This is a genomic window from Pantoea sp. M_9 (assembly GCF_008631385.1).
Taxonomy (GTDB): domain Bacteria; phylum Pseudomonadota; class Gammaproteobacteria; order Enterobacterales; family Enterobacteriaceae; genus Pantoea; species Pantoea eucrina.
This window is the reverse complement of record NZ_VWUF01000009.1, coordinates 81,091-94,047: the sequence shown is the minus strand read 5'-3', so window position 1 is coordinate 94,047 and position 12,957 is coordinate 81,091. Positions and strand designations below refer to the sequence as shown.

At 55.6% G+C, this 12,957-nt stretch carries 15 protein-coding genes; 4 read left to right on the top strand and 11 right to left on the bottom strand.

Annotated elements, in window-relative coordinates:
* Positions 1 to 2: 2 nt before the first annotated feature.
* The 4 genes from sspA to zapE all read right to left on the bottom strand — a co-directional run bounded on the left by sspA (position 3) and on the right by zapE (position 3,174).
* Positions 3 to 644 carry a stringent starvation protein SspA gene (gene sspA, locus F3I15_RS13465; protein WP_039382163.1) on the bottom strand — a complete coding sequence of 214 codons (642 nt, stop codon included), beginning with the start codon at positions 642 to 644 and terminating at the stop codon, positions 3 to 5.
* 327 nt (positions 645 to 971) lie between these two features.
* Positions 972 to 1,364, bottom strand: coding sequence for a 30S ribosomal protein S9 (gene rpsI / locus F3I15_RS13460; protein WP_039382160.1), 393 nt, complete (start codon positions 1,362 to 1,364; stop codon positions 972 to 974).
* Positions 1,365 to 1,379: 15 nt separating this feature from the next.
* The gene (gene rplM, locus F3I15_RS13455; protein ID WP_039382157.1) at positions 1,380 to 1,808 is read right to left on the bottom strand and encodes a 50S ribosomal protein L13; all 429 of its coding nucleotides are present in this window, start codon (positions 1,806 to 1,808) and stop codon (positions 1,380 to 1,382) included.
* A gap of 238 nt (positions 1,809 to 2,046) precedes the next feature.
* Positions 2,047 to 3,174: a cell division protein ZapE gene (zapE, locus tag F3I15_RS13450; RefSeq protein WP_094110669.1), complete on the bottom strand. Its 1,128-nt coding sequence runs from the start codon at positions 3,172 to 3,174 to the stop codon at positions 2,047 to 2,049.
* Between the two features lie 189 nt (positions 3,175 to 3,363).
* Here zapE and zapG point away from each other — a divergent pair, with 189 nt between their 5' ends.
* From zapG to degS, 3 genes are all read left to right on the top strand, one after another.
* Positions 3,364 to 3,774, top strand: a complete 411-nt coding sequence (gene zapG, locus F3I15_RS13445) for a Z-ring associated protein ZapG (RefSeq protein WP_094110668.1) — start codon at positions 3,364 to 3,366, stop codon at positions 3,772 to 3,774.
* Between the two features lie 109 nt (positions 3,775 to 3,883).
* A complete protein-coding gene (degQ, locus tag F3I15_RS13440) occupies positions 3,884 to 5,245 on the top strand; it encodes a serine endoprotease DegQ (RefSeq protein ID WP_150018250.1) in 1,362 nt (453 codons plus the stop codon).
* A gap of 86 nt (positions 5,246 to 5,331) precedes the next feature.
* Positions 5,332 to 6,411 (top strand): outer membrane-stress sensor serine endopeptidase DegS, encoded by a 1,080-nt coding sequence (gene degS / locus F3I15_RS13435; RefSeq protein ID WP_150018249.1) that lies wholly within the window; start codon positions 5,332 to 5,334, stop codon positions 6,409 to 6,411.
* Positions 6,412 to 6,450: 39 nt separating this feature from the next.
* Here the strand turns inward: degS and epmA are convergent, their stop codons facing one another.
* The 3 genes from epmA to efp all read right to left on the bottom strand — a co-directional run bounded on the left by epmA (position 6,451) and on the right by efp (position 8,428).
* The gene (epmA, locus tag F3I15_RS13430; RefSeq protein WP_039382145.1) at positions 6,451 to 7,428 is read right to left on the bottom strand and encodes an elongation factor P--(R)-beta-lysine ligase; all 978 of its coding nucleotides are present in this window, start codon (positions 7,426 to 7,428) and stop codon (positions 6,451 to 6,453) included.
* Between the two features lie 135 nt (positions 7,429 to 7,563).
* On the bottom strand, positions 7,564 to 7,698 hold the full coding sequence (locus F3I15_RS13425) for an entericidin A/B family lipoprotein (protein WP_039382142.1): 135 nt from the start codon (positions 7,696 to 7,698) through the stop codon (positions 7,564 to 7,566).
* A 163-nt stretch (positions 7,699 to 7,861) separates the two neighbouring features.
* Complete coding sequence (efp, locus tag F3I15_RS13420; protein WP_150018248.1) at positions 7,862 to 8,428, bottom strand: elongation factor P; 567 nt, start codon at positions 8,426 to 8,428, stop codon at positions 7,862 to 7,864.
* A 40-nt stretch (positions 8,429 to 8,468) separates the two neighbouring features.
* On the opposite strand from efp, the gene epmB reads away from it, so the two are divergent.
* Positions 8,469 to 9,497 carry an EF-P beta-lysylation protein EpmB gene (gene epmB / locus F3I15_RS13415; RefSeq protein WP_150018247.1) on the top strand — a complete coding sequence of 343 codons (1,029 nt, stop codon included), beginning with the start codon at positions 8,469 to 8,471 and terminating at the stop codon, positions 9,495 to 9,497.
* Between the two features lie 177 nt (positions 9,498 to 9,674).
* Here the strand turns inward: epmB and F3I15_RS13410 are convergent, their stop codons facing one another.
* From F3I15_RS13410 to F3I15_RS13395, 4 genes are all read right to left on the bottom strand, one after another.
* Positions 9,675 to 10,022, bottom strand: a complete 348-nt coding sequence (locus F3I15_RS13410; protein ID WP_039385686.1) for a DUF4156 domain-containing protein — start codon at positions 10,020 to 10,022, stop codon at positions 9,675 to 9,677.
* Between the two features lie 198 nt (positions 10,023 to 10,220).
* Positions 10,221 to 11,870 carry a chaperonin GroEL gene (gene groL / locus F3I15_RS13405; protein WP_104085595.1) on the bottom strand — a complete coding sequence of 550 codons (1,650 nt, stop codon included), beginning with the start codon at positions 11,868 to 11,870 and terminating at the stop codon, positions 10,221 to 10,223.
* A 46-nt stretch (positions 11,871 to 11,916) separates the two neighbouring features.
* The gene (locus F3I15_RS13400; RefSeq protein ID WP_039382130.1) at positions 11,917 to 12,210 is read right to left on the bottom strand and encodes a co-chaperone GroES; all 294 of its coding nucleotides are present in this window, start codon (positions 12,208 to 12,210) and stop codon (positions 11,917 to 11,919) included.
* A gap of 194 nt (positions 12,211 to 12,404) precedes the next feature.
* Positions 12,405 to 12,857, bottom strand: a complete 453-nt coding sequence (locus tag F3I15_RS13395; protein WP_190315032.1) for an FxsA family protein — start codon at positions 12,855 to 12,857, stop codon at positions 12,405 to 12,407.
* Positions 12,858 to 12,957: the final 100 nt, after the last annotated feature.

The window sequence follows — 12,957 nt, the reverse complement described above, 5'->3', positions numbered from 1 at the left end:
ACTTAGCCCCGAGCCTGCAGGCGCATTTCCCGCTCAGCTTCCGTCAATGAAGCGAGGAAGGAGTCGCGTTCAAATACGCGTGTCATATAGCCTTTCAGCTCTTTCGAGCCGGCACCACTCAGATCAACGCCCATCTGCGGCAGACGCCACAGCAGCGGCGCCAGGTAGCAATCCACCAGGCTGAACTCTTCGCTCATAAAGAACGGCGTGCGCGCAAACAGCGGCGCAATCGCGAGCAGCTCTTCACGCAGCTGTTTGCGCGCCGCATCTGCCTCGGCACCGCTGGTGGTTTCGATAGTACGCAGCAGGCTATACCAGTCCTGCTCAATGCGGTGCATCATCAGGCGGCTTTCACCACGCGCAACCGGGTAAACCGGCATCAGCGGAGGATGCGGGAAACGCTCATCCAGATACTCCATGATGATGCGTGATTCATACAGCGTCAGTTCACGGTCGACCAGCGTAGGTACAGTGCGATACGGGTTGAGGTCAATCAGATCCTGCGGCAGATTATCTGGTTCAACCTGCTCGATCTCCACGCTGACGCCCTTTTCAGCCAGTACAATACGTACCTGATGGCTGAAAATGTCAGTCGGACCAGAAAACAGCGTCATTACCGAACGTTTGTTGGCAGCGACAGCCATGAAAACCTCCAAGTTTGTTCACAAAAATATACTGCGAATAGCCAACCACACGGCGACTCACCCGATCATCAGACTCGCACACTGCCGGGCAGCGCTGATATCCGGCTCATGTCCGGAGCGGAGCGTCAGTTCAGGCCGCGGCTCGCGGGCGCAAAGTGTCAGTGAGTTTACCAGATTTTAAGCAGCTTGTGGGGCGGGGTTGCGCATTTGCGGGCAAATAGCCGGGAAAGCTCGCGTTTTTACACTGCTTTACCGGGATAACAGCCAATAAAAAACCCGCCGAAGCGGGTTTTTTGAGCCAATTGACACTGCCGAAGCAGTAAGCAATTAACGCTTGGAGAACTGAGGACGACGACGTGCTTTACGCAGGCCGACTTTCTTACGTTCAACCTGACGAGCATCACGGGTAACAAAGCCCGCTTTGCGCAGTTCTGCACGCAGAGATTCGTCGTATTCCATCAGAGCGCGGGTGATACCGTGACGGATCGCACCAGCCTGACCAGAAATACCACCACCTTTAACGGTGATGTACAGATCCAGTTTACCAACCATATCAACCAGCTCCAGCGGCTGACGCACGACCATGCGTGCAGTCTCACGACCGAAGTACTGCTCCAGAGAGCGCTGGTTAATTACGATGTTACCGCTACCCGGCTTGATAAAGACGCGAGCGGCAGAGCTTTTGCGGCGACCAGTGCCGTAGTTTTGAGTTTCAGCCATTGCCTATAATCCCGATTAAATGTCAAGAACTTGCGGTTGCTGCGCCGCGTGGTTGTGCTCGTTGCCTGCGTAAACTTTCAGTTTACGGTACATAGCACGACCCAGTGGGCCTTTTGGCAGCATGCCTTTAACCGCGATTTCAATCACACGCTCAGGACGGCGGGCAATCATCTCTTCGAAGGTCGCCTGCTTGATACCACCGATGTGACCAGTGTGGTGATAGTAAATCTTGTCGGTACGCTTGTTGCCGGTTACAGCAACTTTGTCCGCGTTCAGAACGATGATGTAATCACCGGTGTCAACGTGCGGAGTATATTCCGCTTTGTGCTTACCACGCAGACGGCGCGCCAGTTCAGTCGCCAGGCGACCCAGGGTTTTGCCAGTTGCGTCAACAACATACCAGTCACGCTGTACGGTTTCTGGTTTAGCTGTAAAAGTTTTCATTGAAAAGCTTACCCAAATAAAAGTTACACGTTGGTGAAATCCCAAACGCTAAGTTAACGATTGAGGCTCACGCGACCATTTCGCCCAGCAAGCCCACCCCCTCAGGTAGAGTTACCGGATCACACAGTTTTCCGGGAAAAGAAATGCTGTGCTGTAACGTGGGGTCGCAAGATTATAGAGAAGTCAGATTTAAAAATCGAACCTTTTTGCGACAAAATTCACGATTTCTGGCCGGGCGTCACGGCAGATGCGGCAGCCGGAGATACTCCTCGCTCTGCATCTCCTGCAGGCGTGACAGGCAGCGCTGATACTCGAACTTCAGCCGGGTTCCCTGATAAATTTCAAACAGCGAGGTTTCCGCTGCCACCACCAGTTTGACGTGGCGTTCATAAAATTCATCCACGAGGGCCAGAAAGCGGCGCGCCTGATCTTCAGTTTTATAAATCATGACCGGCACATCAAACAGCAGCACGCTATGGAAACGCCGCGACAGCTCAATGTAGTCGTGCTGGCTGCGCCCCGCCCCGCACAGCGTCAGAAAATCAATGGCGAGCACGCCTTCATGTACTCCACGGGTGGGCATCTCCCGGTGATTGATCTCCAGCACCGGTGCATCATCGGGCGCTCCGCCCGCCAGCGCACGAAACATGCGCGTCATCTCTGCCTGCGTGGCGTCGTTAAGCGGATGGTTCCACAGATGTGCTGACGTCAGCGTACGCAGGCGATAGTCGATGCCGGCATCCACGTTCATCACTTCACAGTGCTGTTTGATCTGCTCGATAGCGGGCAGAAAGCGCGCGCGCTGCAGACCGTTGCGGTAGAGATCGTCCGGTGGAATATTGGAGGTGGCGACCAGGGCGATCCCGCGTGCGAACAGCGCCTCCATCAGCGTACCCAGCAGCATGGCATCGGTAATGTCGGAGACAAAAAATTCATCAAAGCAGAGGATATCGGTCTCCGCTTTAAAACGGTCAGCCACGATCTGCAGCGGATCGCTCTGCCCCTGCAGCTGCGTCAGCTCCTCATGTACCCGCAGCATAAACCGATGAAAGTGCAGTCGCAGTTTACGATCGCCAGGAATTGACTGAAAAAACAGGTCCATGACCCAGGTTTTTCCCCGGCCCACACCGCCCCACATATAGAGACCGCGTACCGGTGCTTCCGGCGCTGCTTTTTCTTTGCCGACCAGCCGGGAGAGGCGTCCCAGCAGGCCGCGGCCGCTGTTTTCACGCGGCTGCTGACGGGCAATCAACCCTTGCTGGATAGCGTCTAAGCGGGTTATAGCTTCACGTTGTACGTCGTCCGGGCGGAACTCGCCCTGCGACAGCGCCTGCTCATAGCGCGCAAGCGGAGATGAGGTTTGCATGGTTCTCTCAGAATCCCTGAAAAGTCCGATTCACGTGTCGGTTGCTGAAAATTAGGCCGCTCTACACTAAGCGATACAGTCCGATAGTTCCACTTCCTGCAGATTAACGGGTATAGTGACTTATAGTGAAGCTGAAGTTGAAGTTGAAGCAATGCCCTACGAAGCAACGGAAATTACACGGGAGTTATTATGACCTGGGAATACGGGCTGATTGGTTTAGTGATTGGCATTATTGTCGGCGCAGTCGCTATGCGTTTTGGCAACAAAAAATTGCGCGAACAGCGCAGCATGCAGTATGAACTGGAAAAATCAAAAGCGGAGCTGGCAGATTATCGCGAAGAGCTCACCAACCATTTTGCCCAGAGCGCAGAGCTGCTGGACAATATGGCGCGCGATTACCGCCAGCTTTATCAGCACATGGCAAAAGGATCCAACGATCTGCTGCCTAATCTGCCGGGTGAAAAAAATCCGTTCGCCTATCAGCTGACGGAAGCGGAAGCGGATAACGATCAGGCGCCGGTGCAGATCCCGCGCGACTACTCTGAAGGCGCTTCCGGGTTACTGCGCGGCAGCGATCGCACTACCCCACCCCGCAGTTAATCTTTTCAGGGCACCGCCTCATGCGGTGCCCTTTTTGTTTCGAACACTTGCAGTAAACGATTGTCACACTTTCTGTACTCCCCTATTCGCAGCGAGAGCCTGATAACCCATGAAAAAACAAACAAAACTATTAAGCGCACTGGCGCTGAGTATCAGCATGAGCCTGGCCGCAACGTCAGGCGCGATGGCCGCGCTTCCGGCGCAGATTCAGGGGCAGGCGCTGCCAAGCCTGGCACCGATGCTGGAGAAAGTGCTGCCGGCGGTGGTCAGCGTGCACGTAGAGGGCAGCGATAGCGGTCAGCAGGCGCAGGAGATCCCGGAACCGCTGAAGCGTTTTTTTGGCCAGGCGCCCGGCCAGTCGCAGCCTCAGCCGTTTGAAGGTCTGGGTTCCGGTGTCATTATCGATGCGGCAAAAGGCTACATTCTGACGAATAACCACGTTGTGAACGGCGCGGACAAAATCAGCGTCCAGCTCAGCGACGGCAATGAGTATGATGCCAAACTGATTGGTCACGATGAGCAGACAGATATCGCGCTGATTCAGGTTGAAGGGGCTAAAAACCTGACGCAGGTGAAAATCGCCGATTCTGATGCGCTGAAAGTCGGCGACTTTGCGGTAGCCATCGGTAATCCGTTTGGTCTGGGTCAGACGGCCACCTCCGGAATTATTTCGGCACTCGGCCGCAGCGGTCTTAATCTTGAAGGACTGGAGAACTTTATCCAGACGGATGCGGCGATTAACCGCGGTAACTCCGGCGGCGCGCTGGTCAACCTTAACGGCGAACTGATCGGTATTAACACCGCGATCCTGGCATCAAGCGGCGGCAATATCGGTATCGGCTTTGCCATCCCCAGTGATATGGCGATCAACCTGGCGCAGCAGCTGATTCAGTTCGGCGAAGTGAAGCGCGGCCAGCTGGGTATCAAAGGCACCGAGATGACGGCGGATATTGCGAAAGCGTTTAACGTTGACGCGCAGCGTGGCGCATTTGTCTCTGAAGTATTGCCAAAATCCGCCGCAGAGAAAGCGGGGATAAAATCGGGCGATATCATCACCTCTATCAACGACAAGCCGATCGCCAGCTTCGCCGAACTGCGCGTTAAAGTAGGCACTACGCCGCCAGGCCAGCAGGTGAAAATCGGTCTGCTGCGCGACGGTAAGCCGGTCAGCGTGACCGTTACGCTGGAGCAGAGCACCGCCAGCGCGCAGCTGATGTCTCCTGCTTTGCAGGGCGCGCAGCTGAGCGATGGCGCTACCAAAACAGGTGATAAAGGCATTAAAGTCGACACCATCGAAAAAGGTACGCCGGCTGAGCAGGTCGGTCTGCAGAAAGATGATGTGATCGTGGGCGTAAACCGTACCCGGGTGCAGAGCCTCGCTGAGATGCGCAAAGTGCTGGAGGGCAAACCGCCGGTGCTGGCGCTGAATGTGGTGCGTGGCGACGAGAGTATCTACCTGCTGCTGAGATAATCCTTCCGACAGGCGGACAAGCAGGTGTGTGTCCGCCTTTCTCATGTTATTCTGCCCTGCGATCTCACCTGGCTTGAAATAACACCATGTTTCTTAAACTTTTGCGTGCAGTGGTGATGGGCCTGATCGTAGCAGGCTTGCTGCTTGTTGCGATTCCGGCGCTGCGTATGGGCAGCGACGTCACTTTTGATCATGAAAGCAGCGCTGACGAAACCCCTTTCAGTTTTAACCCGGGGGTGCGCCGCGCCGTGCCCGCCGTAGTCAACGTTTACAACCGCAGCGCTCACGGTAACAATAATCGCGGTATCACCACGCTCGGCTCAGGTGTGATCATGAACGCGAAAGGGTACATCCTTACCAACAAACACGTTATCAATAACGCCGATCAGATCATCGTAGCGCTGCAGGATGGCCGCTTTTTTGAAGCAACCCTGGTGGGCTCCGACGCCATGACCGATTTAGCCGTGCTCAAAATCAGCGCCTCAGGTCTGCCGGTTATCCCCATTAACGCCGCGCGAATAGCGCACATTGGTGACGTCGTGATGGCGATAGGCAACCCCTATAACCTCGGGCAGACGGTCACACAGGGCATTATCAGCGCGACCGGACGCGTCGGCCTGAGCTCTTCCGGCCGGCAAAATTTTCTGCAGACCGACGCCTCTATTAATCAGGGCAATTCAGGCGGCGCGCTGATCAATTCGCTGGGCGAACTGATGGGTATCAACACGCTGACCTTTGATAAGAGCAACGACGGAGAAACACCGGAAGGTATCGGCTTCGCTATTCCTACCGCGCTGGCGGCCAAAATCATGGATAAACTGATCCGCGACGGGCGGGTGATCCGCGGCTATATCGGCATTACCGGACGTGAACTGCCGCCGCTGCACGGCCAGGGCAGCAATCTCGATCGCGTACAGGGAATAATTGTTAACAGCGTCGCGCCGGGCGGTCCGGCCGATAGCGCCGGGATCCAGGCCAACGATGTGCTGCTGCAGGTCAATGGCAAGCCTGCGCTCTCCGCGCAGGAGACGATGGATCAGGTGGCGGAGATCCGCCCCGGCTCAGTGATTGATGTGCAGGTGCTGCGCAATGAGCAAAAAATGACGCTGCCGGTTACGATTCAGGAGTTTCCGGAAGCTGCCGCGCCCGTAACCACCGCCCAGTAAGCCGCGGCGCCAGCCAGCGCCGCGCTTAACCTGACGCTCTCAGCTTCTGTCGACCGGAAACGCGATGACGTCGCTCAGCGCGCTGGCTTTCAGCGCCAGCATAATCAGGCGATCCACGCCCAGCGCCACGCCGGAACAGGCCGGCATACCATGCGCCAGCGCATCCAGCAGATAGTGGTCAATCGGATGCTGCGGCAGCCCGCGCGCCGCACGACGGCGGTTATCCTGTTCGAAACGCTGACGCTGCTCACGGCTGTCGGTCAGCTCGCGAAAGCCGTTCGCCAGCTCAACCCCTTTATAATAAACCTCGAAGCGTTCAGCAACGCGATGATCTTCCGTGCTGATCTCCGCCAGCGCAGCCTGACTTGCCGGGAAGTGATAGACGAAGCAGGGTTTATCGTTGCCAATTTTCGGCTCCACGCCCAGCATAAACAGCAGCTGCAGCAGCGTATCGCGATCCTCTTCGCGCTGCGCCAGCTCACCCTCGCCGAGCTTTGTCGCGGCTTCGCGCAGCTGCGTTTTATCCGCAGAGAGCGGATCAATCTCCAGATGACGGATAAATGCCTGCTGGTAGGAGAGGGATTCTGCGGTGTCGCACTCCAGCACCTGCTGCAGCAGATCGTCCACCTCGTTCATCAGGCGATACATATCGTAGTGCGGGCGATACCACTCCAGCATGGTGAATTCAGGATTGTGATGACGCCCCGCCTCTTCATTACGGAAGCAGCGCCCCATCTGGTAGATCGGCCCGCTGCCAGCGGCCAGCAGCCGTTTCATATGGTATTCCGGGCTGGTCATCAGCCAGAGATCGCGGCCTTCGCTGGCGCCAGGTCCGACAAAACGCGTCTGAAACGGCACCAGATGGATATCGGTAATAGTGGCCTGGCTCATCGCCGGGGTATCCACTTCCAGCACGCCGCGATCGGCAAAGAAACGCCTGATTTCCGCCAGAATCGCGGCGCGTTTCAACAAATTGGCAATGGGTGCGCTCGGCTGCCAGCTTGCCGTTTCGCTCATGGTGATGACTCCTCATACAAATAAGGGGTGGAAGTCTACCCGGAACAGAAGCTGCAAACAACGAGGCGTAGCGGAAGAGAAGCTGGCAGGTCAGAGAAAAAAAGAGCGGTGCGAAAGCTTTCGCACCGGCAGATTTTACTGGGTGCTGCGCTGAATTGCCTGACCACCCGCTTCGACATCTTCACCAACGCCACGCGTGGTGTTACAGCCGCTCAGTACCGAAGAGAGCACCAGCACAGAGAAAATTGCGACAATACTTTTCTTAAACATAGCCATATCCTTGTTGGTTGCAGTAAAAGTACAGCTTTTAAAGCATAGTCCGCTTCTGCAGCCCTGGTAGCTGCGCCCCGGAAAAATTCACGCCGGCATCGCGTTTTGCAGGCATAAAAAAAGGCGCATCACTGATGCGCCTGATTGAGTGCTGTTGTCGTGCTTATTTTACGCGGGAAACGTATTCACCTGAACGGGTGTCAACTTTCACCACTTCGCCAATCTGAACGAAGAGTGGCACTTTAATGACTGCGCCGGTCGACAGGGTCGCTGGCTTGCCGCCGGTTCCGGCGGTGTCGCCTTTCAGACCCGGATCGGTTTCGGTAACTTCTGCTTCGATGAAGTTAGGCGGCTGAACGGCAATCGGTTTATCGTTCCACAGGGTTACGATACACTCTGCGTTGTCCTGCAGCCACTTGGTCACGTCGTCCAGTACTTTTGCTTCAACCTGGTACTGTTCAAACGACTCAGGGTGCATAAAGTAGAAGAAATCACCGTCGTTGTAAGAGTACTGCAGCGTCATATCACGAACGTCTGCGCCTTCGGCAGAGTCGGTAGATTTGAAAGTCTTCTCAACGCGAGAACCGGTCAGCAGACGACGCATTTTAACGCGTGCGAAAGCCTGGCCTTTACCCGGTTTTACGAATTCACTGGATTCGATGGCATAAGGTTCGCCTTCGAACATGATTTTAAGACCGGAACGAAAATCGTTGCTAAGATAAGTCGCCATAAAGGCCCTCTGTAGATATTAACTGGTAATAGCCAAAAAAATGGCACACATTGTAACCCTAAATTCCCCTGTCAGAGAAGATTGGTTGCAGCAACTTGCTGATGTTGTCACCGATCCTGCTGAATTACTGCAACTTTTAGGCCTCGAACATCATCAGGAATTAGCTGCCGGCCACGCTGCACGCCAGCTTTTTGCCCTGCGCGTGCCGCGCGCCTTCATCCAGCGCATGCGCCACGGCGATGCCGGTGACCCTCTGCTGCTGCAGGTGCTGACCAGCCGCCAGGAGTTTACCGATGCGCCGGGCTACACTACCGATCCGCTCGATGAGCAGAGCAGCGTGGTGCCGGGCCTGCTGCACAAGTATAAAAACCGCGCGCTGCTGCTGGTCAAAGGGGGCTGTGCGGTAAACTGCCGCTACTGTTTCCGTCGTCACTTTCCTTATCAGGATAATCAGGGCAACAAGCGTAACTGGCAGGCGGCGATCGACTATATTGCCGCGCACCCGGAGCTGGATGAGATTATCCTTTCCGGCGGCGATCCGCTAATGGCTAAAGATCATGAGCTGGCCTGGCTGATTGCGGCGCTGGAGCAGATCCCGCATCTGAAGCGACTGCGTATCCACAGCCGGCTGCCGGTGGTGATCCCGGCGCGCATTACGGAAACGCTGTGCCAGCTGCTGACTGACACCCGCCTGCAGGTGCTGCTGGTAAGCCATATCAATCATGCGCAGGAGATTGATGAGGCGCTGCGCGCGCGCCTGCAGCTGCTGAAGCGATCGGGCGTGACGCTGCTGAATCAGAGCGTGCTGCTGCGCGGCGTTAATGATAATGCAGATACGCTGGCTGAGCTGAGCAATGCGCTGTTTGATGCCGGCATTCTGCCCTACTATCTCCACGTGCTCGACAAAGTTCAGGGCGCTGCCCACTTCTTTGTTTCAGATACCGAAGCGCGTGCGCTGATGCGCCAGCTGCTTAGCCAGGTCTCCGGCTATATGGTTCCCAGACTGGCGCGTGAGATTGGCGGTGAGCCGAGCAAAACCCCGCTGGACCTGCAGCTGCGTCAGGAGTAATACTCGCTCTCCGGTGCGCATGAATGCGCACCCTGCAAACAGACGTGCCGCAATTGGTGCGCGCCCGGCGTGCTTATGCAGGGTCGCCATTCATGGCGACCACAGCGGCTCGTAACCCCCACATTCCGCCGCAAATAAAAAAGCCGCTCACGCGGCTTTTTTATTGCTGCTCTGCTATTACGGACACTTGTAAACCTGGCCGGTCATTTTGCTGTCAAGCGGTGCGAACGCAGAAAGCAGATTCTGCGTCGGGCTGGTGGCACCATAAATAACGTTGCCGCCCATTTCAGCCGCCCGGTTGCGCAGATCGTTGGCAGCACCGCGCAGCGCGCTGTTTTCGCCGCCCGCCCCGCTCAGCCAGTTGCTCTGTGAGCCAGTGACGTTGCCCAGAAGCTGACATTGACTTGCTGGCTGCTCATCGACAAACGTAACGCGTTCGCCGGCGGCGCTCAGCTGATTTGAGCTGCTGCAACCCGCCAGCAGCATGATACCCGCTGCCAGTCCGGGTAAGAGGTTAATCCGCATTGTAATCCCCATTTTATTATCATCAGTGTCGGGCGGCAGCGTAGCAGAAAAGCGCACTTTTTTTCTGAACATTCATTGCCCTGAACCCACAAAGCCGAAAGATTGCGTCCCTACTTATACCCTGTTCGCCAGCAAAAGAAAAACCCCCGACCGTTTCCGGTCGGGGGTTTCGCAGATAGCTTACGCTGTCGGGGACAATTACATCATGCCGCCCATACCGCCCATGCCACCCATACCGCCTGCGCCCGCGCCTAAATCAGGTGCGTCGCCTTTAGGCAGATCGGTAACCATGCACTCGGTAGTGATCATCAGACCAGCTACAGAGGCCGCGTACTGCAGCGCAGAACGGGTTACTTTGGTCGGGTCCAGGATACCGAAGTCGATCATGTTGCCATACTCTTCGGTCTGCGCGTTGTAACCGTAGTTACCGTCGCCGGCTTTCACGTTGTTTGCTACAACGGAAGGCTCTTCACCGGCGTTGGAAACGATCTGACGCAGCGGAGCTTCCATTGCGCGCAGCGCAACTTTGATACCGACGTTCTGATCTTCGTTCTGACCACGCAGATCGGTCAGCTGAGCCGCAACGCGAACCAGCGCTACGCCGCCGCCCGCTACCACGCCTTCTTCTACCGCAGCACGGGTAGCGTGCAGGGCATCTTCAACGCGCGCTTTCTTCTCTTTCATTTCCACTTCAGTAGCGGCGCCTACTTTCAGTACGGCTACGCCGCCTGCCAGTTTCGCTACGCGCTCCTGCAGCTTCTCTTTATCGTAATCTGAGGTCGCTTCTTCGATCTGCTGACGGATCTGCGATACGCGGCCAGAGATAGCACCCTGATCGCCCACGCCATCAATGATGGTGGTGGTATCTTTGTTGATCACGACGCGCTTCGCCTGACCCAGATCTTCCAGCGTAGATTTCTCCAGCTCCATACCGATCTCTTCAGAGATCACGGTACCGCCGGTCAGGATAGCGATATCCTGCAGCATCGCTTTACGACGGTCGCCAAAGCCTGGCGCTTTCACCGCAGCCACTTTCACGATACCGCGCATGGTGTTCACTACCAGCGTTGCCAGTGCTTCACCTTCCACATCTTCCGCGATGATCAGCAGTGGTTTGCCCGCTTTCGCAACGGCTTCCAGTACTGGCAGCATTTCACGGATGTTGGAGATTTTTTTGTCAGCCAGCAGAATGAACGGGCTTTCCAGTTCAACTGCGCCGGTTTCTGGCTTGTTGATGAAGTAAGGAGAGAGGTAGCCGCGATCGAACTGCATACCTTCCACTACGTCCAGCTCGTCCTGCAGGCCGGTGCCTTCTTCAACGGTGATAACGCCTTCTTTACCCACTTTTTCCATCGCCTGAGCGATCAGGGTACCCACGCTCTCATCGGAGTTAGCAGAGATAGTACCTACCTGCGCGATTGCACGGGTGTCCTGGCAAGGTACAGACAGCGCTTTCAGCTGCTCAACAGCAGCGATAACGGCTTTATCGATACCGCGCTTCAGATCCATCGGGTTCATGCCAGCCGCAACGGCTTTCAGGCCTTCGTTGACGATAGACTGTGCCAGAACGGTTGCGGTGGTGGTGCCGTCGCCTGCTGCATCATTTGCTTTAGACGCGACTTCTTTCACCATCTGTGCACCCATGTTCTCGAACTTATCTTCCAGCTCAATTTCACGCGCAACAGAAACACCATCTTTAGTGATGGTCGGTGCACCAAAAGATTTATCCAGAACCACGTTACGGCCTTTCGGGCCCAGGGTAACTTTTACTGCATCTGCCAGTACGTTCACGCCACGCAGCATTTTTACGCGTGCGTCATTACCGAATTTTACGTCTTTAGCTGCCATTTCAAATTTCCCTTAAATTCGTTTCGTTCAGTGAATTACGCGTAAATTACGCTTCGACAATCGCCAGGATGTCGCTTTCAGAGATGATCAGAACTTCTTCGTTGTCGATTTTCTCGGTTTTTGCACCGTAGCCTTCGCTGAAAATCACCAGATCACCCACTTTCACGTCCAGCGGCTTGATCTCGCCGTTGTCCAGGATGCGGCCATTGCCAACAGCCAGAACTTCACCACGGGTTGATTTGCCAGCTGCAGAGCCGGTCAGAACGATACCGCCTGCTGATTTAGCTTCAACTTCTTTACGCTTGACGATAACGCGATCGTGCAACGGACGAATTTTCATTTGGTAGCTCTCCTTTGAGAAGTCCAATCATTCATTTTTGGGTTGAACGCCGGGCTTGAGGGTTCCGGCCTCGTGCAGGAAGAGATAGGGGCAGACAGGAGAGTTTCAAGGGGAAAAAAATAAAAAAATTTTTGTTTGTGCTACAGGTGCTTAAAAAGAATACAAATAAGGCGGCTTGCGCCGCCTCGCTTGCCTCAGCGATCTTTATCGTGGCCGATGCGATCCTGATCTTTACGCTCAAATTCACCATCCATCGTTACGCCGCTGTCTGGCCCCTGCCCCGGACCGCGCCAGACGCGCAGATGCGGCATCAGCCTCAGCGTCAGGAGCTTTTGCACCGGCGGCAGCAGCAGCAGCAGGCCGAGAAAATCGGTAAAGAAGCCGGGCAGCAGCAGCAGCACACCGGCGATGATCAGCGAGACGCTTTTAATCATCTCCACCGCCGGACTTTCGTTACGCGCCAGCTTCTCCTGCATCAGCATAAAGTTTTTCATGCCCTGATTTTTCACCAGCGACACGCCGATACAGGAGGTAAAAATCACCAGCAGCATGGTCAGCAGCACGCCCAGCGCGTGCGCTACCTGGATAAACAGCGTGATCTCAATCCACGCCAGGACAAAAAAGAGTAAAAACGGTAACCAGCGCACCGGTGTCTCCTGTGAGTTGGGCCGCCTCGCGACAGGCCAGGCGGCAGAAACAGAGCGATCGTGACGATCATAGGCAGAGAGATGGGCATCCGCGCGGTGG

What these genes read in the sequence shown, in the direction of transcription:
- sspA (WP_039382163.1), bottom strand. Translation starts at nt 644, where the DNA reads ATGGCTGTCGCTGCCAACAAACGTTCGGTAATGACGCTGTTTTCTGGT.
- rpsI (WP_039382160.1), bottom strand. Translation starts at nt 1,364, where the DNA reads ATGGCTGAAACTCAAAACTACGGCACTGGTCGCCGCAAAAGCTCTGCC.
- rplM (WP_039382157.1), bottom strand. Translation starts at nt 1,808, where the DNA reads ATGAAAACTTTTACAGCTAAACCAGAAACCGTACAGCGTGACTGGTAT.
- zapE (WP_094110669.1), bottom strand. Translation starts at nt 3,174, where the DNA reads ATGCAAACCTCATCTCCGCTTGCGCGCTATGAGCAGGCGCTGTCGCAG.
- zapG (WP_094110668.1), top strand. Translation starts at nt 3,364, where the DNA reads ATGACCTGGGAATACGGGCTGATTGGTTTAGTGATTGGCATTATTGTC.
- degQ (WP_150018250.1), top strand. Translation starts at nt 3,884, where the DNA reads ATGAAAAAACAAACAAAACTATTAAGCGCACTGGCGCTGAGTATCAGC.
- degS (WP_150018249.1), top strand. Translation starts at nt 5,332, where the DNA reads ATGTTTCTTAAACTTTTGCGTGCAGTGGTGATGGGCCTGATCGTAGCA.
- epmA (WP_039382145.1), bottom strand. Translation starts at nt 7,428, where the DNA reads ATGAGCGAAACGGCAAGCTGGCAGCCGAGCGCACCCATTGCCAATTTG.
- F3I15_RS13425 (WP_039382142.1), bottom strand. Translation starts at nt 7,698, where the DNA reads ATGTTTAAGAAAAGTATTGTCGCAATTTTCTCTGTGCTGGTGCTCTCT.
- efp (WP_150018248.1), bottom strand. Translation starts at nt 8,428, where the DNA reads ATGGCGACTTATCTTAGCAACGATTTTCGTTCCGGTCTTAAAATCATG.
- epmB (WP_150018247.1), top strand. Translation starts at nt 8,469, where the DNA reads ATGGCACACATTGTAACCCTAAATTCCCCTGTCAGAGAAGATTGGTTG.
- F3I15_RS13410 (WP_039385686.1), bottom strand. Translation starts at nt 10,022, where the DNA reads ATGCGGATTAACCTCTTACCCGGACTGGCAGCGGGTATCATGCTGCTG.
- groL (WP_104085595.1), bottom strand. Translation starts at nt 11,870, where the DNA reads ATGGCAGCTAAAGACGTAAAATTCGGTAATGACGCACGCGTAAAAATG.
- F3I15_RS13400 (WP_039382130.1), bottom strand. Translation starts at nt 12,210, where the DNA reads ATGAAAATTCGTCCGTTGCACGATCGCGTTATCGTCAAGCGTAAAGAA.